The 22,978-nt window shown below is 72.0% G+C and carries 22 protein-coding genes; 13 read left to right on the forward strand and 9 right to left on the reverse strand.

Features of this window, described 5'->3' with window-relative positions; genetic code table 11:
- The first annotated feature begins 68 nt into the window (after positions 1–68).
- Both ACZ58N_RS18290 and ACZ58N_RS18295 read left to right on the forward strand, forming a co-directional pair.
- A complete protein-coding gene (locus ACZ58N_RS18290; protein ID WP_471160592.1) occupies positions 69–791 on the forward strand; it encodes a hypothetical protein in 723 nt (240 codons plus the stop codon).
- A complete protein-coding gene (locus tag ACZ58N_RS18295; RefSeq protein WP_471160594.1) occupies positions 779–2,038 on the forward strand; it encodes a sensor histidine kinase in 1,260 nt (419 codons plus the stop codon). The genes ACZ58N_RS18290 and ACZ58N_RS18295 overlap by 13 nt, the downstream gene beginning before the upstream one ends.
- Before the next feature lie 60 nt (positions 2,039–2,098).
- Here the strand turns inward: ACZ58N_RS18295 and ACZ58N_RS18300 are convergent, their stop codons facing one another.
- Entirely contained in the window at positions 2,099–4,174 is a 2,076-nt protein-coding gene (locus ACZ58N_RS18300; protein ID WP_471160596.1) for a PhoX family protein, read from the reverse strand.
- Positions 4,175–4,585: 411 nt separating this feature from the next.
- Here ACZ58N_RS18300 and ACZ58N_RS18305 point away from each other — a divergent pair, with 411 nt between their 5' ends.
- Complete coding sequence (locus tag ACZ58N_RS18305; RefSeq protein WP_471160599.1) at positions 4,586–6,163, forward strand: VWA domain-containing protein; 1,578 nt, start codon at positions 4,586–4,588, stop codon at positions 6,161–6,163.
- 105 nt (positions 6,164–6,268) lie between these two features.
- Here the strand turns inward: ACZ58N_RS18305 and aspS are convergent, their stop codons facing one another.
- Positions 6,269–8,092 carry an aspartate--tRNA ligase gene (gene aspS, locus ACZ58N_RS18310; RefSeq protein ID WP_471160602.1) on the reverse strand — a complete coding sequence of 608 codons (1,824 nt, stop codon included), beginning with the start codon at positions 8,090–8,092 and terminating at the stop codon, positions 6,269–6,271.
- Positions 8,093–8,227: 135 nt separating this feature from the next.
- On the opposite strand from aspS, the gene ACZ58N_RS18315 reads away from it, so the two are divergent.
- From ACZ58N_RS18315 to ACZ58N_RS18325, 3 genes are all read left to right on the forward strand, one after another.
- Positions 8,228–10,411, forward strand: a complete 2,184-nt coding sequence (locus tag ACZ58N_RS18315) for an ATP-binding SpoIIE family protein phosphatase (protein WP_471160823.1) — start codon at positions 8,228–8,230, stop codon at positions 10,409–10,411.
- 37 nt (positions 10,412–10,448) lie between these two features.
- On the forward strand, positions 10,449–11,513 hold the full coding sequence (locus ACZ58N_RS18320) for an AI-2E family transporter (RefSeq protein ID WP_471160604.1): 1,065 nt from the start codon (positions 10,449–10,451) through the stop codon (positions 11,511–11,513).
- 266 nt (positions 11,514–11,779) lie between these two features.
- Positions 11,780–11,923 carry a hypothetical protein gene (locus ACZ58N_RS18325; RefSeq protein ID WP_471160607.1) on the forward strand — a complete coding sequence of 48 codons (144 nt, stop codon included), beginning with the start codon at positions 11,780–11,782 and terminating at the stop codon, positions 11,921–11,923.
- Between the two features lie 158 nt (positions 11,924–12,081).
- On the opposite strand, the gene ACZ58N_RS18330 is transcribed toward ACZ58N_RS18325, so the two are convergent.
- Positions 12,082–13,077: a pirin family protein gene (locus ACZ58N_RS18330; protein WP_471160610.1), complete on the reverse strand. Its 996-nt coding sequence runs from the start codon at positions 13,075–13,077 to the stop codon at positions 12,082–12,084.
- Between the two features lie 133 nt (positions 13,078–13,210).
- Between ACZ58N_RS18330 and ACZ58N_RS18335 the strand changes: the two genes are divergently transcribed.
- A complete protein-coding gene (locus tag ACZ58N_RS18335; RefSeq protein ID WP_471160613.1) occupies positions 13,211–13,666 on the forward strand; it encodes a hypothetical protein in 456 nt (151 codons plus the stop codon).
- Positions 13,667–13,754: 88 nt separating this feature from the next.
- Here the strand turns inward: ACZ58N_RS18335 and ACZ58N_RS18340 are convergent, their stop codons facing one another.
- From ACZ58N_RS18340 to ACZ58N_RS18360, 5 genes are all read right to left on the reverse strand, one after another.
- Positions 13,755–14,141: a hypothetical protein gene (locus ACZ58N_RS18340; RefSeq protein ID WP_471160616.1), complete on the reverse strand. Its 387-nt coding sequence runs from the start codon at positions 14,139–14,141 to the stop codon at positions 13,755–13,757.
- Between the two features lie 106 nt (positions 14,142–14,247).
- Positions 14,248–15,207, reverse strand: coding sequence for an ArsR/SmtB family transcription factor (locus ACZ58N_RS18345; protein ID WP_471160619.1), 960 nt, complete (start codon positions 15,205–15,207; stop codon positions 14,248–14,250).
- Between the two features lie 22 nt (positions 15,208–15,229).
- Positions 15,230–15,685, reverse strand: a complete 456-nt coding sequence (locus ACZ58N_RS18350) for an SseB family protein (RefSeq protein WP_471160622.1) — start codon at positions 15,683–15,685, stop codon at positions 15,230–15,232.
- An 80-nt stretch (positions 15,686–15,765) separates the two neighbouring features.
- Positions 15,766–15,960 carry a DUF397 domain-containing protein gene (locus ACZ58N_RS18355; RefSeq protein ID WP_471160623.1) on the reverse strand — a complete coding sequence of 65 codons (195 nt, stop codon included), beginning with the start codon at positions 15,958–15,960 and terminating at the stop codon, positions 15,766–15,768.
- Between the two features lies 1 nt (position 15,961).
- On the reverse strand, positions 15,962–16,813 hold the full coding sequence (locus tag ACZ58N_RS18360) for a helix-turn-helix domain-containing protein (protein ID WP_471160625.1): 852 nt from the start codon (positions 16,811–16,813) through the stop codon (positions 15,962–15,964).
- 117 nt (positions 16,814–16,930) lie between these two features.
- On the opposite strand from ACZ58N_RS18360, the gene ACZ58N_RS18365 reads away from it, so the two are divergent.
- A complete protein-coding gene (locus tag ACZ58N_RS18365) occupies positions 16,931–17,146 on the forward strand; it encodes a hypothetical protein (RefSeq protein WP_471160627.1) in 216 nt (71 codons plus the stop codon).
- Positions 17,143–17,514 (forward strand): ATP-binding protein, encoded by a 372-nt coding sequence (locus tag ACZ58N_RS18370; protein ID WP_471160629.1) that lies wholly within the window; start codon positions 17,143–17,145, stop codon positions 17,512–17,514. Before ACZ58N_RS18365 ends, ACZ58N_RS18370 begins: the two co-directional genes overlap by 4 nt.
- 7 nt (positions 17,515–17,521) lie before the next feature.
- Here ACZ58N_RS18370 and ACZ58N_RS18375 read toward each other — a convergent pair whose 3' ends face one another.
- Positions 17,522–17,920 (reverse strand): winged helix-turn-helix transcriptional regulator, encoded by a 399-nt coding sequence (locus tag ACZ58N_RS18375; RefSeq protein WP_471160632.1) that lies wholly within the window; start codon positions 17,918–17,920, stop codon positions 17,522–17,524.
- Between the two features lie 107 nt (positions 17,921–18,027).
- Here ACZ58N_RS18375 and ACZ58N_RS18380 point away from each other — a divergent pair, with 107 nt between their 5' ends.
- The 4 genes from ACZ58N_RS18380 to ACZ58N_RS18395 all read left to right on the forward strand — a co-directional run bounded on the left by ACZ58N_RS18380 (position 18,028) and on the right by ACZ58N_RS18395 (position 22,962).
- The gene (locus ACZ58N_RS18380) at positions 18,028–18,708 is read left to right on the forward strand and encodes an NADPH-dependent F420 reductase (protein ID WP_471160635.1); all 681 of its coding nucleotides are present in this window, start codon (positions 18,028–18,030) and stop codon (positions 18,706–18,708) included.
- A 188-nt stretch (positions 18,709–18,896) separates the two neighbouring features.
- On the forward strand, positions 18,897–20,723 hold the full coding sequence (locus ACZ58N_RS18385) for an acyl-CoA dehydrogenase (RefSeq protein WP_471160637.1): 1,827 nt from the start codon (positions 18,897–18,899) through the stop codon (positions 20,721–20,723).
- A gap of 112 nt (positions 20,724–20,835) precedes the next feature.
- Entirely contained in the window at positions 20,836–21,567 is a 732-nt protein-coding gene (locus ACZ58N_RS18390) for a hypothetical protein (protein ID WP_471160640.1), read from the forward strand.
- Positions 21,568–21,669: 102 nt separating this feature from the next.
- Positions 21,670–22,962 carry a M18 family aminopeptidase gene (locus ACZ58N_RS18395; RefSeq protein WP_471160643.1) on the forward strand — a complete coding sequence of 431 codons (1,293 nt, stop codon included), beginning with the start codon at positions 21,670–21,672 and terminating at the stop codon, positions 22,960–22,962.
- Positions 22,963–22,978: the final 16 nt, after the last annotated feature.

The raw sequence follows: 22,978 nt of genomic DNA on the forward strand, positions 1-22,978 counted from the left end.
CCGGGGTCGGGTCGCTCCAATGGGTCACCGCTCGGGCCCGGGGGGCGGGGGCGGGGGAGCATCGGGGCATGAGGTACTCCTCGCGGCGCGGCCACCGGGTGGTGGCGGTGGCCGCCCTGCTCACGGTGACCGTCGGGTGCGCCGACGTGGAGGGGCTGCAGAGCGCCGGCGACCTCGGTACCGTGCACGCCCCGCAGAGCCTGTGGCGGGAGATCCGTCCCGAGCCCGCCGCCCCCGGACAGGAACCGGGCGCGGCCGCGATCGTGCCGGGTCTGCCCAAGGTGACCACCGGCAGCATGCGCGGCGTGAACGCGGTCGACGTCGTACGGGCCGACGTCACCGCCGCCACCGCCCAGGACGGCGGGACGGGTCGGCTGGTCGACCCGCGGGCGGCGCAGCGGATGGCCCTCTGCACACAGGCTGTGGACGGCGGTCCGGACTGCCCGGTGCGCCCCCCGGTCCTGCACGACGTGACGGGCAACGGCAAGGAGGAGCTGATCACCGCCCTCGACATCGACGGCCGGCTCAGCGAACTGCGCGTCTACACCGTCCGGGACGACGGCGGCGTCGCCCGGATCCTGTCGCGCCGTGCCGTGCTGGAGGGGGTGGAGGTGGCCGCCGAGCACCTGGCGGTCCGCGAGCCGACGTCGAACCCGGCCTACACCTCCGTCTCCGACTACGTGTGGGACCCGGACGCCGGGATCATGAACCTGTCGCAGCTCACCCTCGACGAGTGCCCCGGGCTCGCGGACACCCCCCTCGGCGAGGACGGGACGCGATGCGCACGCTGAGCAGCCTCCGCTGGAAGATCGCGCTGACCACCACCCTGGTGTGCTGCGCGGTCGCCGCCGTGCTCGGCGTGCTCGTGCACAACGTGGTCGCCGAGCAGATCGCCGGGGAGGTCCGCAAGGACGTCTACCGGGACCTCGACCACGCCCTCGGCCACTACGAGTACGGCACCGCGCACGGCGACATCGCGGTGGCCCTGGACCCGCCCGCCCTGCCCGTGCCGCTGCGTCGGCTGGTCGCGCGCGGGCAGACCGGCAGCATGGTCGGCGAGTACCGGGGCGAGCCCGTCATGTGGGGTGCCGGGCCGGCCGACCGGAAGGCCCTCGCGGTCTGGATCCCGTTCGAGGGCACGCGTGACCGGCTCCGGGACATCGACGCCGCGATCCTCGCGTCATCGGCCCTCGCCGCCGGTGTGGTCGCGCTGGCCGGCCTGTTCCTCGCCGACCGGATCAGCCGTCGGCTCGCGCGGACGGCGGCCGTCGCACGCCGGATCAGCGGTGGGGACCTGGACGCCCGGGTGGGGTTCCCGCTGCGCGGCTACGACCCCCGCCGGGCCGGCGACCGGGACGAGGTCCGCGACGTGGCGCACGCCCTGGACCTGATGGCCACGTCGTTGCAGGAACGGCTGGAGGCCGAGAAGAGGTTCACGGCCGACGTCGCGCACGAACTGCGCACCCCGCTGACCGGTTCGCTGGCGGCTGCCGCCCTGCTTCCCGAAGGACGCCCCAAGGAGATGATCAACGACCGGCTCAAGGCCCTGCACCTGCTCACGGAGGACCTGTTGGAGATCTCCCGGCTCGACTCCGGGGTGGAGCGGGCGGAACTGGCCCGGGTCGACCTCGGACGGGCCGTCCGGCGGGCCGTGGCCGCGACCCGGCCCGACGCCTCGGTCGAGGTCGTACGGGACGCGGTCGTCCTCACCGACCGGCGGCGGCTGGACCGGATCGTGACCAATCTCCTGGTCAACGCCCACAAGCACGGGCGGCCACCGATCGAAGTCACCGTCGAGGGGCCGGTCGTGGTGATCCGGGACCACGGGGACGGCTACCCGGTCGAGCTGATCGAGCACGGGCCGCAGCGCTTCCGCACCGGGGACCCCGGACGCGGTCGCGGCCATGGGCTCGGGCTGACGATCGCCGCCGGGCAGGCGGCGGTCCTGGAGGTGTCGCTGACCTTCTCCAACGCCCCCGACGGGGGCGCCGTGAGCACGATCCGGCTCCCGGTGGGGCTTCTGACGGCGGACAGTTGAACGGACCGGGGTCCTGTTTCACGTGAAACAGGACCCCGGACATCGCATCAACTCGACCTGTCAGACGCCGATGTTGCGGCCGTCCTTGCGCCACACGGAGACCACCGACGGACGGACGATCTTCCCCGGGCCGTCGGGCCACACCGACTGCGGCTTCTCGACGGACGCTCCGTCGATCTCGCCCGGGTGCTGGACCGCGACGAGGACCCGCTTGTCCTGGATGATCGGGCCGCAGGTCTCGGCGCCGCGCGGAACGGTGAGGAACTGCTTCAGCTCACCGCGGCGGTCACCGGCGGTCGCGACACCGAACAGGCCGTCGTGGGAGCCGAGCTGGTTGCCGTCCGTGGAGATCCACAGATTGCCGTGCGGGTCGAAGGCCACGTTGTCCGGGCAGGAGATCGGGCTGACCTTGTCCTTCGGGAATCCGGCGAAGTACGTGGACGGGTCGTTCGGGTCGCCCGCGACCAGGAACAGCCGCCACGCGAAGCCGTCGCCGGCCGGGTCGTCGAAGTTCTCGGCGAGCTCCAGGATCTGTCCGTGCTTGTTCAGACTGCGCGGGTTGGGCTCGGTCGCGCCTTCCTTGCCCGGCTTGCCGCGGTCCGTGTTGTTGGTGAGCGCGACGTAGACACGGCCCGTGCGCGGGGACGGCTCGACGTCCTCGGGACGGTCCATCTTGGTCGCGCCGACCTTGTCTGCGGCCTGGCGGGTGAAGACATAGACCTCTTCCGCCGTCATGCCCTCGACGTGCGAGACGTTGCCGGTGGCGAGCTTGATCCAGACACCGGAACCGTCGAACTCGCCGTCGGCGGGCAGCTTGCCCGAGCCGTCGAACTGCTCGGCCGGCGAGTCACCGGTGAGCTTGGCGACGTAGAGGGTGCCCTCGTCGAGCAGCGTCAGGTTGTGCTCCTTGGCCGCGCGGGAATCGCCCTTCTTCATCCGCTTCGACGAGACGAACTTGTAGAAGTAGTCGAAGCGCTCGTCATCGCCCATGTAGACGACCGGACGACCGTCCTCGGTCAGGCGGGGCTGGGCGGCCTCGTGCTTGAAGCGGCCGAGCGCGGTGCGCTTGCGCGGCACGGAGTTCGGGTCGTAGGGGTCCAGCTCGACGACCCAGCCGAAGCGGTGGGACTCGTTGGGCTCCTGTGCCACGTCGAAGCGCTTGTCGAACCGCTCCCACTTGCGCTCGGTGGCGCCCGAGGTCACGCCGTAGCGCTTCAGGCGGGCGGCGGCGGTGGGGTCGGTGACCTGGCCGGCGTTGGCGAAGTACTGGTTGAAGTTCTCCTCGCCGTGGAGGGTGGTGCCCCACGGAGTGGTGCCGCCGGCGCAGTTGTTGAGCGTGCCGAGCACCTTCGTACCGGTCGGGTCCACGGAGGTCTTCAGGAGCGCACCACCGGCGGCCGGGCCGGTCATCCGGAATTCGCTCCTGGTGTGCAGGCGCCGGTTGAGCTGGTGCCGGCCGATCGCGGTCAGCTTGCCGCTGCGGTGGTCCTCCTGGACGACGACCACGGACAGGCCGTGCGCGGCCCAGGCGATCTCGACCTGCTCGCGCGTCGGGTTCGCCGGGTCGTAGCCCTTGAACATGAGGATCTCGTCGGTGTACTCGTGGTTGGCCACGAGGAGCTGCCGGCGCTCGTAGTCACCACCGAGGGGGAGCAGGCTCAGGAAGTCGTTGTTGTAGCCGAACTGTCCGGCCTGGGCGGCGGCGGTCTGCTTGTCGGCGTTGAAGGCCGGAGCGCCCTTGATGATCGGCTCGCCCCAGCGGATGACGACGTTCTGTTCGTAGCCGGCGGGGACCGTGACCTTGTCGTCCGTGTTCGGCGCGACCGACGCGAAGCGCAGTCCGCGAGCGGCCTCGCCCCCGCGCCCGGTGTCGGCGACAGGGGTCGCGTTGGCGGTCTGACCGCCGGTGCCACCGAGGGTGACGGCGGAACCGGCCGCCGTCGCCACCGTGACGACGGCGGCGGAGCGCAGCATCGAGCGCCGGGAGTACGCGCGGGCTATGACGTCTCCCGCGTACTCGTTGTCACTGGTGTTGGGCACCTCGTGGAAGCATGCGTCGCCGCAGCGGTAGCGGCAGGTGAGAGCGGAACGGCCGCTCCCATGCGGGTTGCCGATGAGCGGCAGGAGCTTGCGCACGGGGTGTCCTCCGGAAGGTGCACGGTGCCGACAACGTGTCGGAACGAATCCAGCCGTGACGCTAGGCGCGGGTTGCGCCGATGCGGCGGCGCGGGGATGAACGCTGGATGAACCCGGCACGGCGGAGGGGCAGTTCGGCCGGACGCGCGTTTGCCTGGAGAGCCGGGCGCCACGAAAGGCGACCCTGCCGAAGATCCAGCCGGGCGGCCGATAACCTTACGTGTCCACTCTGGGCAGGGATCATCCGCGCAGCACGGACAAATGACGCACGCACTCATGCGAAAGGCCTGGCCCATGGGTATTCGGAGCTTGTTGCGCAAGGTGTTCGGACGGTCTGCGGAACCGGTTCCGGAGACGTCGGACGCCCCTTCGGCGGCCCTTCCAAGCCAGACGGAACGCACTCCTCTGGACGTGGCCGCCGACTTGGTGGCGGCGTCCTTCGACAATCCGACGGTTCCGCCGCAGCCCGCACCGCGGGACCGCGAGCCGGGAACGGTCATGACCGCCCCCGCGCCCACCGCGGACCCGACGGTCCCGGAGGCCCGCCGGCCGGTGACCCCGCAGTCCCCCCAGGGCGGCGGCGAGACCCCGACGCCGCCCACGACCACGGCGGTTCCGGAGGCGAAGCAGCCCCCGACCACCGCCACGGAGACCGGGGCGGAGTCGGGTACGGATGCACGTGCGGAGGCCCTGGCGGAGGCGCAGCCTGGTGCCAATGCCGAGGCCGTTGTCGAGGCCGAGCCCGTGGCCGCAGCCGAGGTTGTGCCCGAGGCCGCAGCCGAGGCTGAGCCCGCCGTGGAGGCCGAGGCCGCAGCCGAGGCTGAGCCCGCCGTGGAGGCCGAGCCCGCAGCCGAGGCCGTGGCCGAGCCCGAGCCCGAGCCCGCAGCCGAGGTTGCACCCGAGCCCGCCGTGGAGGCCGAGCCCGCCGTACAGGTCGAGCCCGCAGCCGAGGTTGCGCCGCAGGGTGTGGCCGGGGCCGTGGTCGAGCCTGAGGTGCCGGCCGTCGTGGCCGAGGCCGAGCCGGTGGTGGTCGCGCCGGTCGTGGTCGAGGACGTCGTCGCCGAGGCGGTCGCGCCCGCGCCGGAGGCGGCTCCGGCCGTCGTCGAGGCGGACGCCGCTCCCGAGGCCGAACCGGTCGTCGCGGTGCCGGTCGAGGAAGCCGCGCCCGAGGAGCCGGTCGCCGAGCCCGTGGCTGCGGATGCCGACGCCGATGGCCTGGCCGCCGGGACCGCGACGGAGCCCGCACCGGAGTCCGTGCCCGTGGTCGCCGCGGCCGTGCCCGTACCCGCCGCGGACGCGGCCCCCGGCGCGGCGGCCGTGGACGCGCTCGGCCCCGCCGTCACTGCGGCGGCCGTGAAGCGGCTGGCGCCCGGGGTGAGCGGGGCGTACAAGGCCGCCGGTCAGGTGCTGCGCGGCAAGGGCCGGGCCGGGGCGCGGGCCAAGGTGTTCCTGGTGCTGGACCGGTCGGGTTCGATGCGCGGGTTCTACAAGGACGGCAGTGCCCAGCACCTCGCGGATCACGCGCTCGCGCTGGCCGCGCACCTCGACGAGGAGGCCACCGTCCACACGGTTTTCTTCTCCACCGAGGTGGACGGCACGGCCGAACTGACCCTGGACGCGCACGACGCGGCCTGGGTCGAGGCCCGGCACTCCGAACTCGGTCGGATGGGCCGCACCAGCTACCACGTGGCCGTCGAGGCGGTCCTGGAGCGGTACCGGAAGGACGGCGGCTCGGGCCCGGCCCTCGTCGTCTTCCAGACGGACGGCGCGCCCGACAGCCGTCAGCCCGCCCGGCAGGCGCTCGTCGACGCCGCTGCCGCCGCTCCGGAGGTCCACTGGCAGTTCGTCGGGTTCGGCGACCACGAGTCGAAGGCCTTCGACTTCGTGCGCAAGCTGGACGTGGCCAACACGGGCTTCTTCCACGCCGGTCCCGCGCCCACCGGGTTGACCTCGGCGGCGCTCCTCAAGGGTCTCCTCGACCGCTTCTAGCGGCGCCCCGGCATCCCGGCATCCCGGCATCCGGGCGTCCCGGGTACGACGAAAGGCGGCGTCCCCTCCGGTCGGAGGGGACGCCGCCTTCGCGTGTTACGGGGTTCAGCCGCGCGGGGAGCCCGCGTCCGGGACGACCGCGTCGGAGATCGGACGCTCGGCGGCCTTGGTCTCGACCGGCTTGCGCAGCGCGATGTTGAGCTCGCGCAGGCGGGTCTCCTCCAGCACCGTCGGGGCGCCCATCATCAGGTCCTGGGCGTTGCCGTTGAGCGGGAAGGCGATGGTCTCGCGGATGTTCGGCTCGTCGGCGAGCAGCATCACGATGCGGTCGACGCCCGGGGCGATGCCACCGTGCGGCGGGGCGCCGAGGCGGAACGCCCGCAGCATGCCCGCGAACTCGCGCTCGACGGTCTCGGCCTCGTAACCGGCGATCTCGAAGGCCTTCAGCATGACCTCGGGCTCGTGGTTGCGGATGGCGCCGGAGGACAGCTCGATGCCGTTGCAGACGATGTCGTACTGCCAGGCCAGGATGTCGAGCGGGTCCTTCTCCTCCAGGTCCTTCATGCCGCCCTGCGGCATGGAGAACGGGTTGTGGGAGAAGTCGATCTTCCCGGTCTCCTCGTCCTTCTCGTACATCGGGAAGTCGACGATCCAGCAGAAGCGGAAGACGTTCTCCTCGAACTGGCCGGCGCGCTTGGCCGCCTCGACGCGGACGCCCGACATGATCTTGGAGACCTCGTCGAACTCGCCGGCGCCGAAGAACACCGCGTGCCCGGCCGCGAGGCCGAGGCGCTCGGTGAGGACCTTGACGTTCTCCTCGGTGAGGAACTTGGCGATCGGGCCGGTCAGGGCACCCTCCTCGCCGACGCGGACCCAGGCCAGGCCCTTCGCGCCGAGGGAGATCGCGTACTCGCCGAGCCCGTCGAAGAACTTGCGGGGCTGGGCGGCCACGTCGGGGACGGCCAGGGCGCGCACGTGCTTGCCGGCGAACGCCTTGAACTCCGAGCCCTCGAACACGTCGGTGATGTCGACGAGCTCCAGCTTGGAACGCAGGTCGGGCTTGTCGTTGCCGTACTTGAGCATCGACTCGCGGAACGGGATCCGCGGGAAGGGCGAGGTGACCTCGCGGCCCTTGCCGAACTCCGTGAAGATCTCGGTCATCAGGCGCTCGATCGGCTGGAAGACGTCCTCCTGCTCGACGAAGGACATCTCCACGTCGAGCTGGTAGAACTCGCCCGGCGAGCGGTCGGCGCGGGCGTCCTCGTCGCGGAAGCAGGGCGCGATCTGGAAGTACCGGTCGAAGCCGGAGATCATCAGCAGCTGCTTGAACTGCTGCGGCGCCTGCGGCAGGGCGTAGAACTTGCCCGGGTTCAGGCGGGACGGGACGACGAAGTCACGGGCGCCCTCGGGGGAGGTCGCGGTGAGGATCGGGGTCGCCATCTCGTTGAAGCCGAGGGCGACCATCTTCGAGCGGATCGACGCGATGACGGCCGAGCGCAGCATGATGTTGCGGTGCATGCGCTCGCGGCGCAGGTCGAGGAAGCGGTACTCCAGGCGACGCTCCTCGTTCACCCCGTCGTCCGTGTTGATCGTGAAGGGCAGCGGGGCGGACGCGCCGAGCACCTCGACGGCGGTGACCTCGACCTCGACGTCACCGGTCGCGAGCTCGGGGTTCACGTTGTCGGCGCCGCGGGAGACGACCTTGCCGTCGATGCGGACGACGGTCTCCTTGGTGACGCTGGACAGCGCTTCGTTCGCGGCGGTGCCGGGACGGGCGACGAGCTGCGTGATGCCGTAGTGGTCACGCAGATCGATGAAGAGGATGCCGCCCAGGTCTCGACGATTGTGGAGCCAACCGCTCAGCCGGACGTCGGAGGCGACGTCGGAGGCACGGAGCTCGCCGCACGTGTGGGACCTGTACCGATGCATCAGTCATCCAGTTCTACGCGATACCAGGGAGGATTCAACCGTCCCCAGGTTACCGCCCGGGCGGTGACGGCGTGGGCGCGCCCGGGGAGGCCGGAGAACAGGCAGGCCCGTGGGATGACCTGTAAAGATGACCGGGTGCGCACCGAGGACGTCCTGGCCGCCATCGCCACGGGTCTGTGGCGATGGGACAACGCCTCCGGGAAGGTCACGCTCGACGGCGAGGCCGCCCGGCTGCTCGGGCTGCCCGCCGAGCCCGTCGTGCTGCCCGAGGCGGCCGTGCGGTCGCGGTTCCATCCGGTGGACTGGAACGAGATCAACGGCATCATCAACCTGGCCGTCGCCGAGGACACGCTCGCCGAGGCCCGCCTGCGGATCATGGACGAGGACGGCCGGGTCCTGCGGACCGTGCGCAGCCGCTCCAAGCCGCTGGAGCGCCGCACCCCGGACGGCCCGGTCGACTTCGAGCTGATCGGCACCCTCCAGGAGATCGCCGAGCCGCAGCCGGGCACGACCGCCGCGCACACCCCGATCACGGGCGACTGGCGCCGCTCCCGCGAGGCGTTCCTGCTGGACGCCGGGCGGGCGCTGGCCGAGGCGCGCTCCACGGCGGAGGTGCTGCGGGTGGCGGCCTCGCTGTCCATGCCCGGGTTCAGCCCGGACGGGCTGGCGGTCTTCGGGGTCGAGGGCGACCGGTTGTCGGTCATCGGGCACCACGGGCACGGCCCCGGGGACGAGGGTCCCTTCACCGACATGGGCATGGAGACGGCCTACCCGGCCGCCGAGGTCGTCCGGACCGGGCGGGCGATCTACCTGCCGACCCCCGAGGACTACAAACGGCGCTTTCCCGCGGCCTGGCCGCTCGCCCAGCGCTTCGGCAGGATCTCCTGGGCCTTCCTCCCGCTGATCGTCGCCGGGCGCACCATGGGGGCCTGGATGGCCGCCTTCAAGCACCCGGTGTCGTTCTCGCCCGACGAGCGGTCCGTGCTGACGACGGTGGCCCGGATGCTCGCGCAGGCCCTCCAGCGGGCCGGTGTGGCCGAGTCCGAGCGGGAACTCACGACGGGGCTCCAGCGGTCGATGATGCCGCAGCTCGGTCCGGAGGTCCCCGGGATGACGATCGCGGCCCGTTACGTCCCGACCGGCGGCGGCCTCCAGGTCGGCGGCGACTGGTACGACATGATCCCGCTGCCCTCGGGCCGCTTCGCCCTGGTGATCGGCGACGTCCAGGGGCACGACGTACGGGCCGCCGGACTGATGGGCCAGCTCCGGATCGCGGTGCGGGCGTACGCCTCGGAGGGCCACCGGCCGGACGCCGTGCTGTCGCGGGCCTCCCGCTTCCTGGCCGGGCTGTGTTCCTCGCAGGAGCGCGAGGAGGACGCCGGCCAGGACCTCGGCCCGCGCTTCGCGACCTGCCTGTACGTGGAGTGCGACCCGGGGACCGGCATGCTGGAGGTGGCCCGCGCCGGGCACCCCGATCCGGCCGTCCGGATGGCCGACGGGACGGTACTGCTGCGGCCGACGGCGGGCGGACTGCCGCTCGGAATCATCCCGGACACGGACTACCCGACGACCCGGTTCGTCCTGGAGCCCGGCGAGACGATGATGCTGTGCACCGACGGCCTCATCGAGACCGGCGGGCACGACCACGACACGGGCTGGGCCCGGCTGCGGACGATCCTGGAGTCCGATCCCCCGCGGTCGGCGGGCGGCGACGCGACCGCCCCCGGCTCGGAGCACCTCGAACGGATGGCGGACCTGCTCGTCCAGGCCGTGCACGGGCCGTCCTCCCACCACACCACCGGGCCGCTCGCCGACCGCCGCGAGGACGACATAGCGGTGGTGCTGCTGTGCCGCGAGGGCCCGGGCTGCGGCTGCGGCACCCCGCCGACGCAGCCGGTACGGCCGACCCGGCGCACGATGCTGACCGTGGCCCAGGCGGAACCCGGGCGGATCGCGGGGGCCCGCCGGCAGATCCAGGAGTTCCTGCACGACTGGGCGGACCCGGACCAGGTGGACTCGGCGGTGCTGATGGTCTCCGAGATGGTGACGAACGTCCTGGTGCACACGGACGGCGACGCCCTGCTGGTCGCCGAGGCGGCTGGCGACCTGGGTGCCCGGCGGCTGCGCGTCGAGGTGGCCGACGGGAGCGACGAGCTGCCCCACAAGCGGCAGCCCGGGGAGATGGCGTCGAGCGGGCGCGGGGTGCTGCTCATGGAGATGCTGGCCGACGCCTGGGGCGTCGACCCGAGGGGCGAGGGCAAGTCGACCTGGTTCGAGTTGCACGAACGGTCCAAGCCGGACGCCGACGCGCTCGACTGAGCCGGCCCCGCGCGGGTCACCGTGGTTCGATGCAGCGGTGCCGACCCCGACCCCGCCGCTGCCCGAGGCCGTCCGGCGGCTCGCCGCCTGGTGCGCCGTCGTCCTGCTCGTCACCGCCGTGCTCGCCGTCGTGGTGTGGCTGTGCTCCGTCTTCCGCACCGTCGTGACGCCCGTGCTGCTCGCCGTCCTCGGCACGGCCCTGCTCGGGCCGACGCACCGGTGGCTGATCCGCATGAGGGTCAACCGTTCGCTCGCGGCGGCGCTGACCTGCCTGGCCGTCGTCGGGGTGGTCGGCGGCGCCTCGTACGTCGTCGTCCTCGCGCTCATCCGGACGGGCAGTCAGATCGTGGCCTCGCTCCAGCGGGCCGGCCGGAGCCTCGCGGAGCACTTCGGGGCGGTGGGCACCTCGTTGGAGGACGTGGCGAAGAACTCCCAGGACCTGCTCTCCGCGTTCGGCGGGACGGCGGCCTCGGGGGTGGTCTCCGGGCTCAGCGTGGTGGCGACCATGCTGGCGACGGCCCTGCTGGCGCTGGTACTGATCTTCTTCTTCCTGCGCGACTCCGACCGGGCGGTGGGCACCCTGCGCTCGATGGTCCCGGTCCGCTCGGGCGACCTGATGGAGGCGATGGGGCGGCGCGCGTTCGTGGCCGTCGAGGGGTTCATGCGCGGCACCACCTTCGTCGCGCTCGTCGACGCCGTACTGATCGGCACCGGCCTGCTGATCCTCCGGGTGCCGGGCGCGCCGGGCCTGGCCGCCCTGGTGTTCGTCATGGCCTACATCCCCTACCTCGGCGCCTTCCTGTCGGGCGCGGTGGCGGTGCTCGTCGCCCTCGCCGACCGGGGCTGGGTCATCGCCCTGTGGACGCTCGGCGTGGTGCTGACGGTCCAGATGATCGAGGGGTACGTCCTCCAGCCGATGGTGCAGAGCCGCACGGTGCAGATGCACCCGGCGGTGGTCATGCTGGCCATCACGGCCGGCGCGAGCGTCGCCGGCATCCTCGGCATGCTCCTCGCGGTGCCGCTGACGGCGGCGGCCTTCGGGGTGGTGTCCGAGCTCCGGGCCCGGTACGGGGCGGCGACACCCGGCCCTGCGGGCACATGACCGCAGGTCGGACGGTCGACCTGAGGGCCCGTCGGATCCGCCTCCGGTGAGTGCGGTGTCCCACTCACCGGGATCGACTGCTTTGCACACCATGGAATCCGAGCGCACATCCATGTCCGCCCAAGTGCCTGACCAGCAAACGGAGTTGGCGGAGACGGACGTGCACGGCACGGGAACCTGCGACTGCGCGGCGCCGTCCACGATCCACGGGGGATCGAGACGCTCACCGAGCGCGAGCGCCAAGGCTCGCACTGCTCGGCCACGGCATGGCCAACCGGCTCATCGCCCGCCAACCGGGCGTCGTCGAGCGGACCGCGAAGGCCCACGCGGCCGGCATCGTGGACGAACTCGGCTCCCCGATGGACAACGCACCAAGGGCCAATACCCGCACCACTGACCACGGTTGTTGACCGAGGAACGCCCGCCGGAACACAGGCGGACGCTTCCGACGAAGGCCGCCGCGCCCGACGGCAGGGACCCCCTGGCCGCCGTCGACGACGCGGACCCGGACCCTGGGCGCCGACCGGCAGGAGCCGGCGCCCGTGGTGGCTGACTGACGGTCGCCCGGTCAGTCCTGGTCGGCCTCACCGGCGCCGCGGTGACCGAGGCCGGTGCGCTGCGTCGTCGGGATCGTGCCGAGCCGGCCCGCCTGGAAGTCGTCGAAGGCCTGCTGGAGTTCCTGCCGGCTGTTCATGACGAACGGCCCGTAGTGCGCCATCGGTTCCCGGATGGGGCGGCCGCCGAGCAGGACGATCTCCAGCGCGGGCTCGTGGGCGTCCTGGGACTCGTCCGCCCGGATGGTGAGGGAGCCGCCCTCGCCGAAGACGGCCGTCTGGCCCTTCCGGATCGGACGCCGCTCCTGGCCCACCGAACCGCGCCCGGCCAGGACGTACGCGAGGGCGTTGAAGTCCTCGCGCCAGGGGAGGGTGATCCGCGCGCCCGGGGTGACGGTCGCGTGGATCATCGTGATCGGGGTGTGGGTGATGCCCGGGCCCTGGTGGCCGTCCAACTCACCGGCGATGACGCGGAGCAGGGAGCCGCCGTCGGGGGTGGTCAGCAGCTGGACCTGGCCGCCGCCGATGTCCTGGTAGCGCGGGGGCATCATCTTGTCGGAGGCCGGCAGGTTGACCCACAGCTGGAGGCCGTGGAACAGACCGCCCGACACGACGAGCGCCTCCGGCGGGGCCTCGATGTGGAGGAGGCCCGCCCCGGCGGTCATCCACTGCGTGTCACCGCCGTTGATGACCCCGCCGCCGCCGTTGCTGTCCTGGTGGACGAAGGTTCCGTCGATCAGGTAGGTGACGGTCTCGAAGCCGCGGTGGGGGTGCCAGGGGGTGCCCTTCGGCTCACCCGGCGCGTACTCCACCTCGCCCATCTGGTCCATCATGATGAACGGGTCGAGGTGCTCGTAGTTGATCCCGGCGAACGCGCGGCGCACCGGGAACCCCTCGCCCTCGAATCCCGTCGGGGCCGTGGTCACGGCCAGCACCTTGCGGGCGGCGGCCGTCTGCGGCTCGGCCACGCGCGGAAGGGTCAACGGGTTCTCAACAGTCACTGCGGGCATGGTCAGGACCTCCTTCTGCGTCGAGTTTAGTTGAAACTCGAACTTTCTGCCACACCCGCCCACAACGGAAAGCCCGCCGGAACAATTCCCGCCCCGCGCCAACCCTCGCGCCCGCCCCCGCGTCCTACCGGACGTGATCGATCTCTTCAGCTCCGACGACGTCACCGGCGACGACGGGCAGGACGAAACCCGCAGGCCCGGACCCCTGTGGCGGCACGCCCTGTGGGTGCTGGGCATCACCGTCGGCGCGGTCGCCGCCGGCTGGGTCGCCGCCGCCTTCCGCCTGGGCCCGGAGGAATACGGCATCCCCAGCGCCGCCCCGGGCTCCCCGTGGACCTTCCTCGGATGGTGCGCCGCCGCCGGACTGATCGCCACCGCGCTGCTGCGTGCCACGGCCGCGCGCATCCCCGTGTACGCGCCCGGCCGCGTCGGCTTCGTCGCCCTGTTCCTCGGGACCCGACTGGCGCTCGGTTTCCGCCCCGAGGCGCCGGTCCTGGCGGCGGGAGCTGCCGCCCTGGTCGCGACCGCCCTCGCCTGGTGCGCCGTCGCGGCGGTGACCCACCGCCGCGACGGGCGCCGCGCCGCCTGACGGCGACGCCGCAACCGTCCGGGGTCCCGACCGCCGACCGCCGGGACCCCCGTACCCGGCGAAGGGCGGCCGCGCCGAGGACCGGTCCCTACGGCTCGATCACGACCGAGTTGAACGGCAGCATGTCGACCACCGCCGGGTGTCCCGGGTAGACCGCGAAGTCGGGCCAGGAACCGTTCGAGTTGCGCGAGAACCAGATCTTCCAACCGCCGGTCTGGTTGTTCACGACCAGGTGGCGCTGCGTGTAGTCGTAGATCTTGTAAACCCCGCGCCTGTTCCACATCTGCCGGATCCCGCTGGACTCGGTGGTGCCCCGGTAGACGCAGGCGTAGCCACTCGGGCAGGACGCGGTGGCGCCCTTGGTGCCGGTCGTGCCCGCCTGTGCCGGGGCGGCCGACACGACCGCCGCGCCCAGGGTCATGACGGCCGCGGCCGTCGTCGCCGCGAGCCTGTGACGTAACGAAATGCGTGACACCCGTACCTCCCGTGCCTCGTTCGCGGAGACCCGGTGACCTCCGCCGACACCGATGCTCCGGCGTCGGGACCCGGTACCGCGATCCTTTCGGCGGTGCCCGAAGGCTTCAGGCCCCGCTGCGCAGCAGGTCGACGCCGAGGCCCGTCGCCGAGTGGAGGACGGCCTTGCCGTCGCGTTCCGTCGTGATCAGTCCGGCGGCGCGCAGCGTCCGGGTGTGCTCGGAGACCGAGGGGAGACTGATCGCGAGGTCCCGGGCCACCTCGCTCGTCGTACGCCGCTCCACCAGCAGTTGCAGGACGGCCGCCCGGGTCCGCCCGAGCAGGGCGTCCAACGCGCCCCCGGCCGGGCCGGGCGCGGCCAGCGGCAGCGGGGTCAGCGCCGGGTACATCAGGACGTGCGAGCCGTCGGGGCGCCCGGCGAGCAGCGGCCGGCCCGTCCAGAACACCGAGGGCATCAGCACCAGCCCGCGCCCGCCGAGGCGGACCTCGTAGTCGGGCGGCAACCCCACCTCGAACGCGGTACCGGACCAGGCCGCCCGGGGGTGGACGCTCGCGAGGCAGGCCCTGATGCCGTGGGTGGCCAGCAGCCGGGTCCGCCAGGCGACGTCCGCCCGGAAGGACTGCCGGATCCGGGGCCAGTGCGGGGCGAGGACCGTCTCGTGGGCGGCCCGCAGGGCGCCGTCCAGCACGTCCCAGGCCTCCCGGTCCTGGCCCCACAGCGCACGCAGCCAGGAGGCGGGCCCGGGGGCCCGCGCGGCCACCCGGTGCAGCTCGCCGGGCGTCAGCCGCGGCCCGGCGTCCCGTACGGCCGCGAGGCCCTCCTCCAGGGTGGCGGCGTACGGCTCGACGAACTGCGGGTTGTCGCCGTCGGGGCGCAACAGGTCCAGCAGGGGTCGCGCCCGGCCGGGCAACTCGCGGGTGACGCCGCCGCGCCAGCGGCCGAAGACGGCCGGCTCGTCGGTGCGCTGCCAGGCGACGAGCGCCAGCGCCAGCTCGACGAGCGGGAGCGGCTCGGCCGCGAAGGTGACGTCGAACAGGTCCTCGGCCGTGAAGTGCACCCTCAGCATCCGCCCGCCCCCGTGAGACGACCTAGCCGTACATGCGGCGCATCGCGAAGTCGACCATCTGCTCGACCGCCTTCGCGTCGAACACCATCCGGTGGTCGCCCTCCATGTCGAGGACGAAGCCGTAGCCGGTGGGCAGCAGGTCGATCACCTCGGCGCCGGTGATCACGAAGTACTTGGACTCCTTGCCGGCGTACCGGCGCAGTTCCTTGAGCGTGGTGAACATCGGGATCACCGGCTGCTGCGTGTTGTGCAGGGCCAGGAACCCGGGGGTATCGCCGCGCGGGCAGTAGACCTTCGACGTGGCGAAGATCTGCTGGAAGTCCTCGGCGGACAGGGACCCCGTGGTGAAGGCCCTGACCGCGTCCGCGAGGGACGGCGGGGACGGCTCCGGGTACAGCGGCGCCTGCGCGTAGCCCTGCGGGGGCTGCTGGGGGGCGTACTGCTGCTGGGCGCCCGGATTCTGGTCGTAGCCGTACATGCGGCCCACCCTACCGAGCGCCCGCCCCCGTACCGGCGGGTACCGGCCAGTCCCTCCGGGGTGGGGGTGGGGGCCGCGCCTCAGCCGACGAGTTCCCCGTCCACGAGAGCCCGCACGAACGGCACCCAGGCGACGGCGGTGACGATCACGGCGGGGCCGGCGGGACGCTTGGAGTCCCGGACGGGAACGAGCCCGGCGAGCCCGTCGGCGACCTCTACGCACTCGCCGCCGGTGCCGTTGCTGTAGCTGCTCCTGCGCCAGGTGGCGATGCTCAAGTCAAATCCGCTGCTTGCCATTTCGGTAGTCCTCTGCCGCAGCGTCGAGAAGGGCCAGGGACGCCTCCGGCGGCAAAGCGGCGGCCCTCAACAGATCGTAAGACCTGCGGTACTCCTTCACGAGGGCCGGAAAGTCGATGAGCTGCCCGCTGTGCAAGCTCTCCACGTAGACCACCGGAGGCGCATCCGGGAAAGTCATCACCCTGGCCATCCCCATCATGAGCGCGTGAGCGGGGGTCGTTTGCGGGACGACTTGCAGAATGGCCCGCGTCCTGCGGACCACTGCGGCAATGTGCTCCACGAGTTCAGCCATCTGGCACGCGGGCAGGACAGGACGCCGGATCACCGACTCGTCCAAGACCGCCCAGAATTCGGGCGGGCACTCCTTGCCGAAGAGTTCGGCCCGCCCCATCCGGGCGACGACCAGCTTCTCGATCGCCGCGTCGGTCGCGCGGGGCATGGCGGCCCGACTGATCGCCCGAGCGTAGCCGGGCGTCTGGAGCAACCCCGGGACAAGCATCGGCGCCCATTCCTCGATGGTCTCCGCGAACTGCTCCATCTCCGCCACGTCCGCGAAGTACTCCGCGTGCCCTGACTGCTTCGCCTTGCGCGCGTCTTCACAGCGCCGCTGGAAAAACCCGTCCGTCCCCAACTTCGTGTCCACGTGCTGAGCCAGATCCATCGGCATCCGGCGTTCGCCGCGCTCGATCTGGCTCAGGAACGGCACGCCCCGGTAGCTGCCTTCGGCCAGCTGCTCCAGCGTGAACCCGGCGGATTCCCGTTTGTAGCGCAGCTCCGCCCCGTAGAAGGACGGCACATTCGCCGACGCGTCCGTGTCCTTGCGAGCGGGCACAACCCACCACCACCGTTTGCCACTTGCCCAGCGCAACCTGAAACCCTTCCCACGCTACGCCGACCCGCTCCACGCTGTGAGGGCTTCGTCACACTCCGCACCGGAACGGAAGTCCCCATGAGCGACCACGCCAACGACCGCATCGCGGCCGAGGCCCTCACCGCACTGCGCGACGCCCTCGCCGCGCACGGGATCACGCTGCCCTCCCTGAACCTGCACCTGCCCTCCTACGCCGGCAGCCACCGGACCCCGCCCCTGATCAGCCTCGGCAACTGCAACCCGGGCACCGCCGAACGGCTCACCGCCGTCCTGAACCGGGCCGTGGGCCGGTGAGGCCGTTCCGCACCGGGCTGCTCGCACTACCCGAGGAGGTGTCGGCGCTGCGGCGGGCCGTGCGGGCGCACCTGGACGCGCCCTGCCACGACCTCCAGCTCTGCGTCAGCGAACTGGTCGGCAACGTGATCGTGCACGTCGGCGAGGGCACCCCCGTGTCCCTCGCCGTCACCCGCACCCCCGACGGCCGCACCCGGGTCGAGGTCGGCGATCCCGATCCGCGCCTGTGGCCGGTCCTGCGCGAGGCCGCCGACACGGACGAGTCCGGTCGGGGGCTCGCCGTGCTCGACGCCCTCGCCGTCCGGTGGGGCGTCCGGCCCCGGCCGACGGGCGGCAAAACCGTCTGGGCGGAGCTCGACCACCCGTAGGACCCGCCTAGGCCCCGTCGGCGCGCGCCGCGTACCGGTCCTGCGCGTCGAGCACGTCATCCGCGTACCGGGCGGCCCAGATGCCCATCGCCCGCATCGGGACGAGCAGCGCCGTACCGGCGTCGGTCAGGGCGTAGTCGACGCGCGGCGGCGCCTCGGCGTACGGCCGGCGCTCCACGAGGCCGTTGCGTTCCAGCCGGCGCAGCGCCTCGTTGAGGACCTTCGGGCCGATCCCGCCGATCCGCGCGAGCAGGGCGCGCGGGCGCATCGGGCCGGTCGCGCCGAGCGTGAAGACGACGACGCTGTCCCACCGGTTGGCCAGGACCTCGAAGGCGACGCGTGCCCGGCAGTCCGCCGTGTACACGAGGTCCGGCAGGCCCTCGGTCGGATCGGGGAGCTTCTCCATGGCCGCCATCCTGCCCGCGCCGATGGACACCGGACGGTGCGCGTCGGTCTCCGTAGCTTCTGGGCACCGGCGAACGACCGGGATCGGGAACGGAAGGGGTACGCGCCATGCGGATCGGTGTGTTGGGTACGGGGGCGATGGCGGAGGCCCTGGGCGGCGCCTGGGTGCGGGCCGGCCACGAGGTGTTCGTCGGCGGCCGGGACGGCGCGGCGGCCGGGGCGCTCGCCGGAAGGATCGGGGCGGCCGGGCACGGAACGCCCGCGGCGGCGGCCGGGTACGGGGAGGTGGCGCTGCTCGCGGTGCCGGCGGGGGTGGCTCCGGAACTGGCCCGGGAGCACGCCGGGGCGCTGGCCGGACGGACGGTCGTGGACTGCACGAACGCGCTGGATCCGGGCCCCGGCGGGGTGATGCTGGCCACCGGGCCGGGGGAGAGCGTGGCGGGCCTGATCGGGGCCGCGGCGCCCGGGGCGCGCGTGGTGAAGGCCTTCAACCTGGCGCACGCGAGCATGTGGGACCTGCCGGTGGGCGTGTTCGGCGAGGTCCCGCCCGCAGTGCCGTTCTGCGCGGACGACGCGGGTGCGGCGGGGCAGGTCGCGGAGCTGATCACCGGGATGGGGTGGAGCCCGGTACCGGCCGGGGGGCTGGACCGGGCGGCGTACGTGGAGGCCACGGCGGCGTTCGTGATCGGCGTGTGGTGGGCGGGCGGCTCGCCTCGCCTGGCGTTCCCGGACGCCCCTCAGGCCCATCAGGCCCCTCAGGCCTCTCAGGACCCGGAAGCCGGCGCCTGAGGCCCGCGGTCGGGCCGGGGCCTCCGGTGGCGCTCCACCGACCCCGGCTTGACTCGGCCCGGTTCGGCTTGACCCTGGTCACAGTCGACGCCGAAGGGTTGCCCTTATTACCGGCGGGTAGCATCATGTTGTTACCGAGTGGTATGCACGAGGAACCCGTCTCACCGAGCCTTAACGGAGCCGTCGCCATGGGGCACTACAAGTCGAATCTCCGCGACATCGAGTTCAACCTCTTCGAGGTGCTCGGACGCGACAAGCTGTACGGCACCGGCCCGTTCGGCGAGATGGACACCGACACCGCGCGGACCATCCTCAGCGAGATGACCAAGCTCTCCGAGAACGAGCTGGCCGCCTCCTTCGAGGACGCCGACCGCAACCCGCCGGTCTTCGACCCCACCACGAACACCGCGCCCGTCCCGGCGTCCTTCAAGAAGAGCTACAAGGCCTTCATGGACTCCGAGTACTGGCGTCTGGGCCTGCCCGAGGAGATCGGCGGCACCACCTCGCCCCGCTCCCTGATCTGGGCGTTCGCGGAGACGATCCTCGGCGCGAACCCGGCCGTGTGGATGTACTCCTCCGGCCCGGCCTTCGCCGGCATCCTCTTCGAGGAGGGCAACGAGGCGCAGAAGAAGATCGCCGAGATCGCCGTCGAGAAGCGCTGGGGCTCCACGATGGTCCTCACCGAGCCCGACGCCGGTTCGGACGTCGGCGCAGGCCGCACCAAGGCCGTCGAGCAGGCCGACGGCTCCTGGCACATCGAGGGCGTGAAGCGCTTCATCACCTCCGGTGAGCACGACATGGAGGAGAACATCCTCCACTACGTCCTCGCCCGCCCCGAGGGCCACGGCCCGGGCACCAAGGGCCTGTCGCTCTTCCTCGTCCCGAAGTTCCACTTCGACTGGGAGACCGGCGAGCTGGGCGAGCGCAACGGCGTCTACGCCACCAACGTCGAGCACAAGATGGGCCTCAAGGCCTCCAACACGTGCGAGATGACCTTCGGCGACCAGCACCCCGCCAAGGGCTGGCTGATCGGCGACAAGCACGACGGCATCCGCCAGATGTTCATGATCATCGAGTTCGCCCGCATGATGGTCGGCACGAAGGCCATCGCCACGCTCTCCACCGGCTACCTCAACGCGCTGGAGTACGCCAAGGAGCGCGTGCAGGGCCCGGACCTGGCCAACTTCATGGACAAGACCGCGCCCAAGGTCACCATCACGCACCACCCCGACGTACGCCGCTCGCTCATGACGCAGAAGGCCTACGCCGAGGGCATGCGCGCCCTCGTGCTCTACACGGCCTCCGTGCAGGACGAGATCCAGTTCAAGCAGGCCGCCGGCGAGGACGCCTCCCCCGAGATCGGCCTGAACGACCTGCTCCTGCCGATCGTCAAGGGCTACGGCTCGGAGAAGTCCTACGAGCAGCTCGCCCAGTCGCTGCAGACCTTCGGCGGTTCCGGTTACCTCCAGGAATACCCGATCGAGCAGTACATCCGGGACGCCAAGATCGACACCCTCTACGAGGGCACCACGGCGATCCAGGGTCAGGACTTCTTCTTCCGGAAGATCGTCCGCGACCAGGGCGCCTCACTGAACGTCCTCTCCGAGACGATCAAGAAGTTCCTCGCCGAGGCCGTCGGCGGCGACGACCTGGCCCCGGCCCGCGACGCCCTCGCCAAGGCCGCCGTGGACCTCGAAGGCATCGTCGGCCAGATGATCGTCGTCCTCACCGCCACCGGCGAGGACGTCCGGAACATCTACAAGGTCGGCCAGAACACCACCCGCCTGCTGATGGCCTCCGGCGACGTCGTCGTCGGATACCTGCTGCTCAAGGGCGCGGCCGTGGCCGCCGAGAAGCTCGCCGACGCCTCCGCGAAGGACGTGCCCTTCTACCAGGGCAAGATCGCCGCCGCGAAGTTCTTCGCTGCGGAAATCCTGCCGAACGTCTCCGTCCAGCGCCGCCTGGCCGAGATCGTCGACAACTCCCTGATGGACCTCGACGAGGCCGCCTTCTAAGGCACCGCGCCCCGCCGATCGGCTCGTACGCCCCGCGCGTACGCACAGTGGCCGGACCTCCCTGCCGGGGGTCCGGCCACTCTTGTCGGCGGTTCGTGGCACGCTCGTAGGCATGAGCCCACAGGACCAGCACGGCAGCAGGGGGTATTCCGTCCCCACCGGACGCCCGTACGCCCTCAAGGAGCTGCAGGCGAACGTGGGCGCGCTCGGCGACCGCGTCAAGGAGCTCTACGACGGCGCCCACCCCGCCGAGTACGAGCCCGTCGCCGACGCCCTCTACCTGGCCTTCCGCACCGCCGCCGGCCTCGCCCCCGCCAAGAGCTACACCGGGTGCCCCGAACACCCCAACGGCGCGCTCGACCCCGAGGCACCGGACGGCTGGGGCCGCTGCCTCATCTGCAACGACCGGCGCCGCCTCGGCCGCCGCCTCCAGGGCACCCGCGCCGCCGGACCCGCCACCGGGGAACAGCGACGCCTCGGCTACCCGGTACCCGAGCCCCCGTACGGCCTCGACGTCCTGCGCCACTACCTGCGCGTCGTCGACGAGCAGCGGTTCCACCTGACCCTCGGCTCCGCCGACGAGGACTTCGTGCGGATCGCGGACGACCTGCACCGCGCCTTCATCGTCGCCCGGGAACTGTCCCGGCCCCGCAACGCGTCGGGATGCTCCGAACACCCCGGTGCGCCGATCGACCCCGATGCCCCTCCCGGCGAGGCCTGTATCTTCTGCGCCGGACGCAAAAGACGCGCGCAGCGCCCCGCGCAGACCCCCGAGATGCTCCCGCGCATCCGCCGGGGCGAGCGCAGGCAGTTGCAGCGCAGATTCGAGCGCCCGCCGGGCTGATCGCGAAGGGACCTCGGGCCACACACCCCGCGGTCCTCGACCTTTCCGCTATCCGCCGCAGTCCGGCCAATGGCGAACACGACCGTCGTTAAGGTGAACCACATGACCTCTCCCGCCCGCTTCGACCGCGGACACACCGACGATCTGATGACCTTCCTGACGGCCAGTCCGTCGCCGTACCACGCCGTGGCCAACTCGGCCGAACGGCTGGAGAAGGCGGGCTTCAGGCAGTTGTCGGAATCGGACGCCTGGGACTCGGGCACGGGTGGCAGGTTCGTACTCCGCGGGGGCGCCCTCATCGCCTGGTACGTCCCCGAGGGCGCCGCGGCACACACGCCCTTCCGGATCGTCGGCGCGCACACCGACTCCCCCAACCTGCGGGTCAAGCCCGTCCCGGACACCGGCTCCCAGGGCTGGCGCCAGGTCGCCGTCGAGATCTACGGCGGCACCCTGCTCAACACCTGGCTGGACCGGGACCTCGGCCTGGCGGGCCGGTTGACGCTGCGCGACGGCACCGAACGCCTCGTCAACATCGACCGCGCGCTGCTGCGCGTCCCCCAACTCGCCGTCCACCTGGACCGGTCGGTGAACACCGACGGTCTGAAGCTGGACAAGCAGCGGCACATGCAGCCGATCTGGGGGCTGGGAGACGCCCGCGAGGGCGACCTGATCGCCTTCCTCGAAGAGGAAGAGGGCCTGGAACAGGGCTCGGTGGCCGGCTGGGACCTGATGGTCCACTCCATCGAGCCGCCGGCCTACCTGGGTCGCGACCACGAACTCCTCGCCGGACCGCGGATGGACAACCTGCTGTCGGTGCACGCGGGCGTCGCGGCGCTCGCCGCCGTCTCCACGGCCGACAAGCTCGACCACATCCCGGTGCTGGCCGCCTTCGACCACGAGGAGAACGGCTCCCAGTCGGACACCGGCGCCGACGGTCCGCTCCTGGGCAACGTGCTGGAACGTTCAGTCTTCTCGCGCGGCGGAACCTACGAGGACCGGGCGCGCGCCCTCGCGGACACCATCTGCCTGTCCTCCGACACAGGCCACGCCGTGCATCCCAACTACGCGGAACGACACGACCCTTCGCACCACCCGCGCGCCAACGGCGGCCCGATCCTCAAGGTCAACGTCAACCAGCGGTACGCGACGGACGGCAACGGCCGCGCGGTGTTCGCGGGCGCCTGCGAGCGCGCCGGAGTGCCGTGGCAGACGTTCGTCTCCAACAACTCGATGCCGTGCGGCACGACGATCGGCCCGATCACGGCCGCCCGCCACGGCATCCGGACCGTCGACATCGGCGTGGCCATCCTGTCGATGCACAGCGCCCGCGAACTCTGCGGCGCCGACGACCCGTACCTCCTCGCGAACGCCCTGCTCTCCTTCTTGCAGGGCTGACCGACCGGCCGGTCGA

This window comes from Streptomyces sp. NPDC040432, assembly GCF_055595445.1.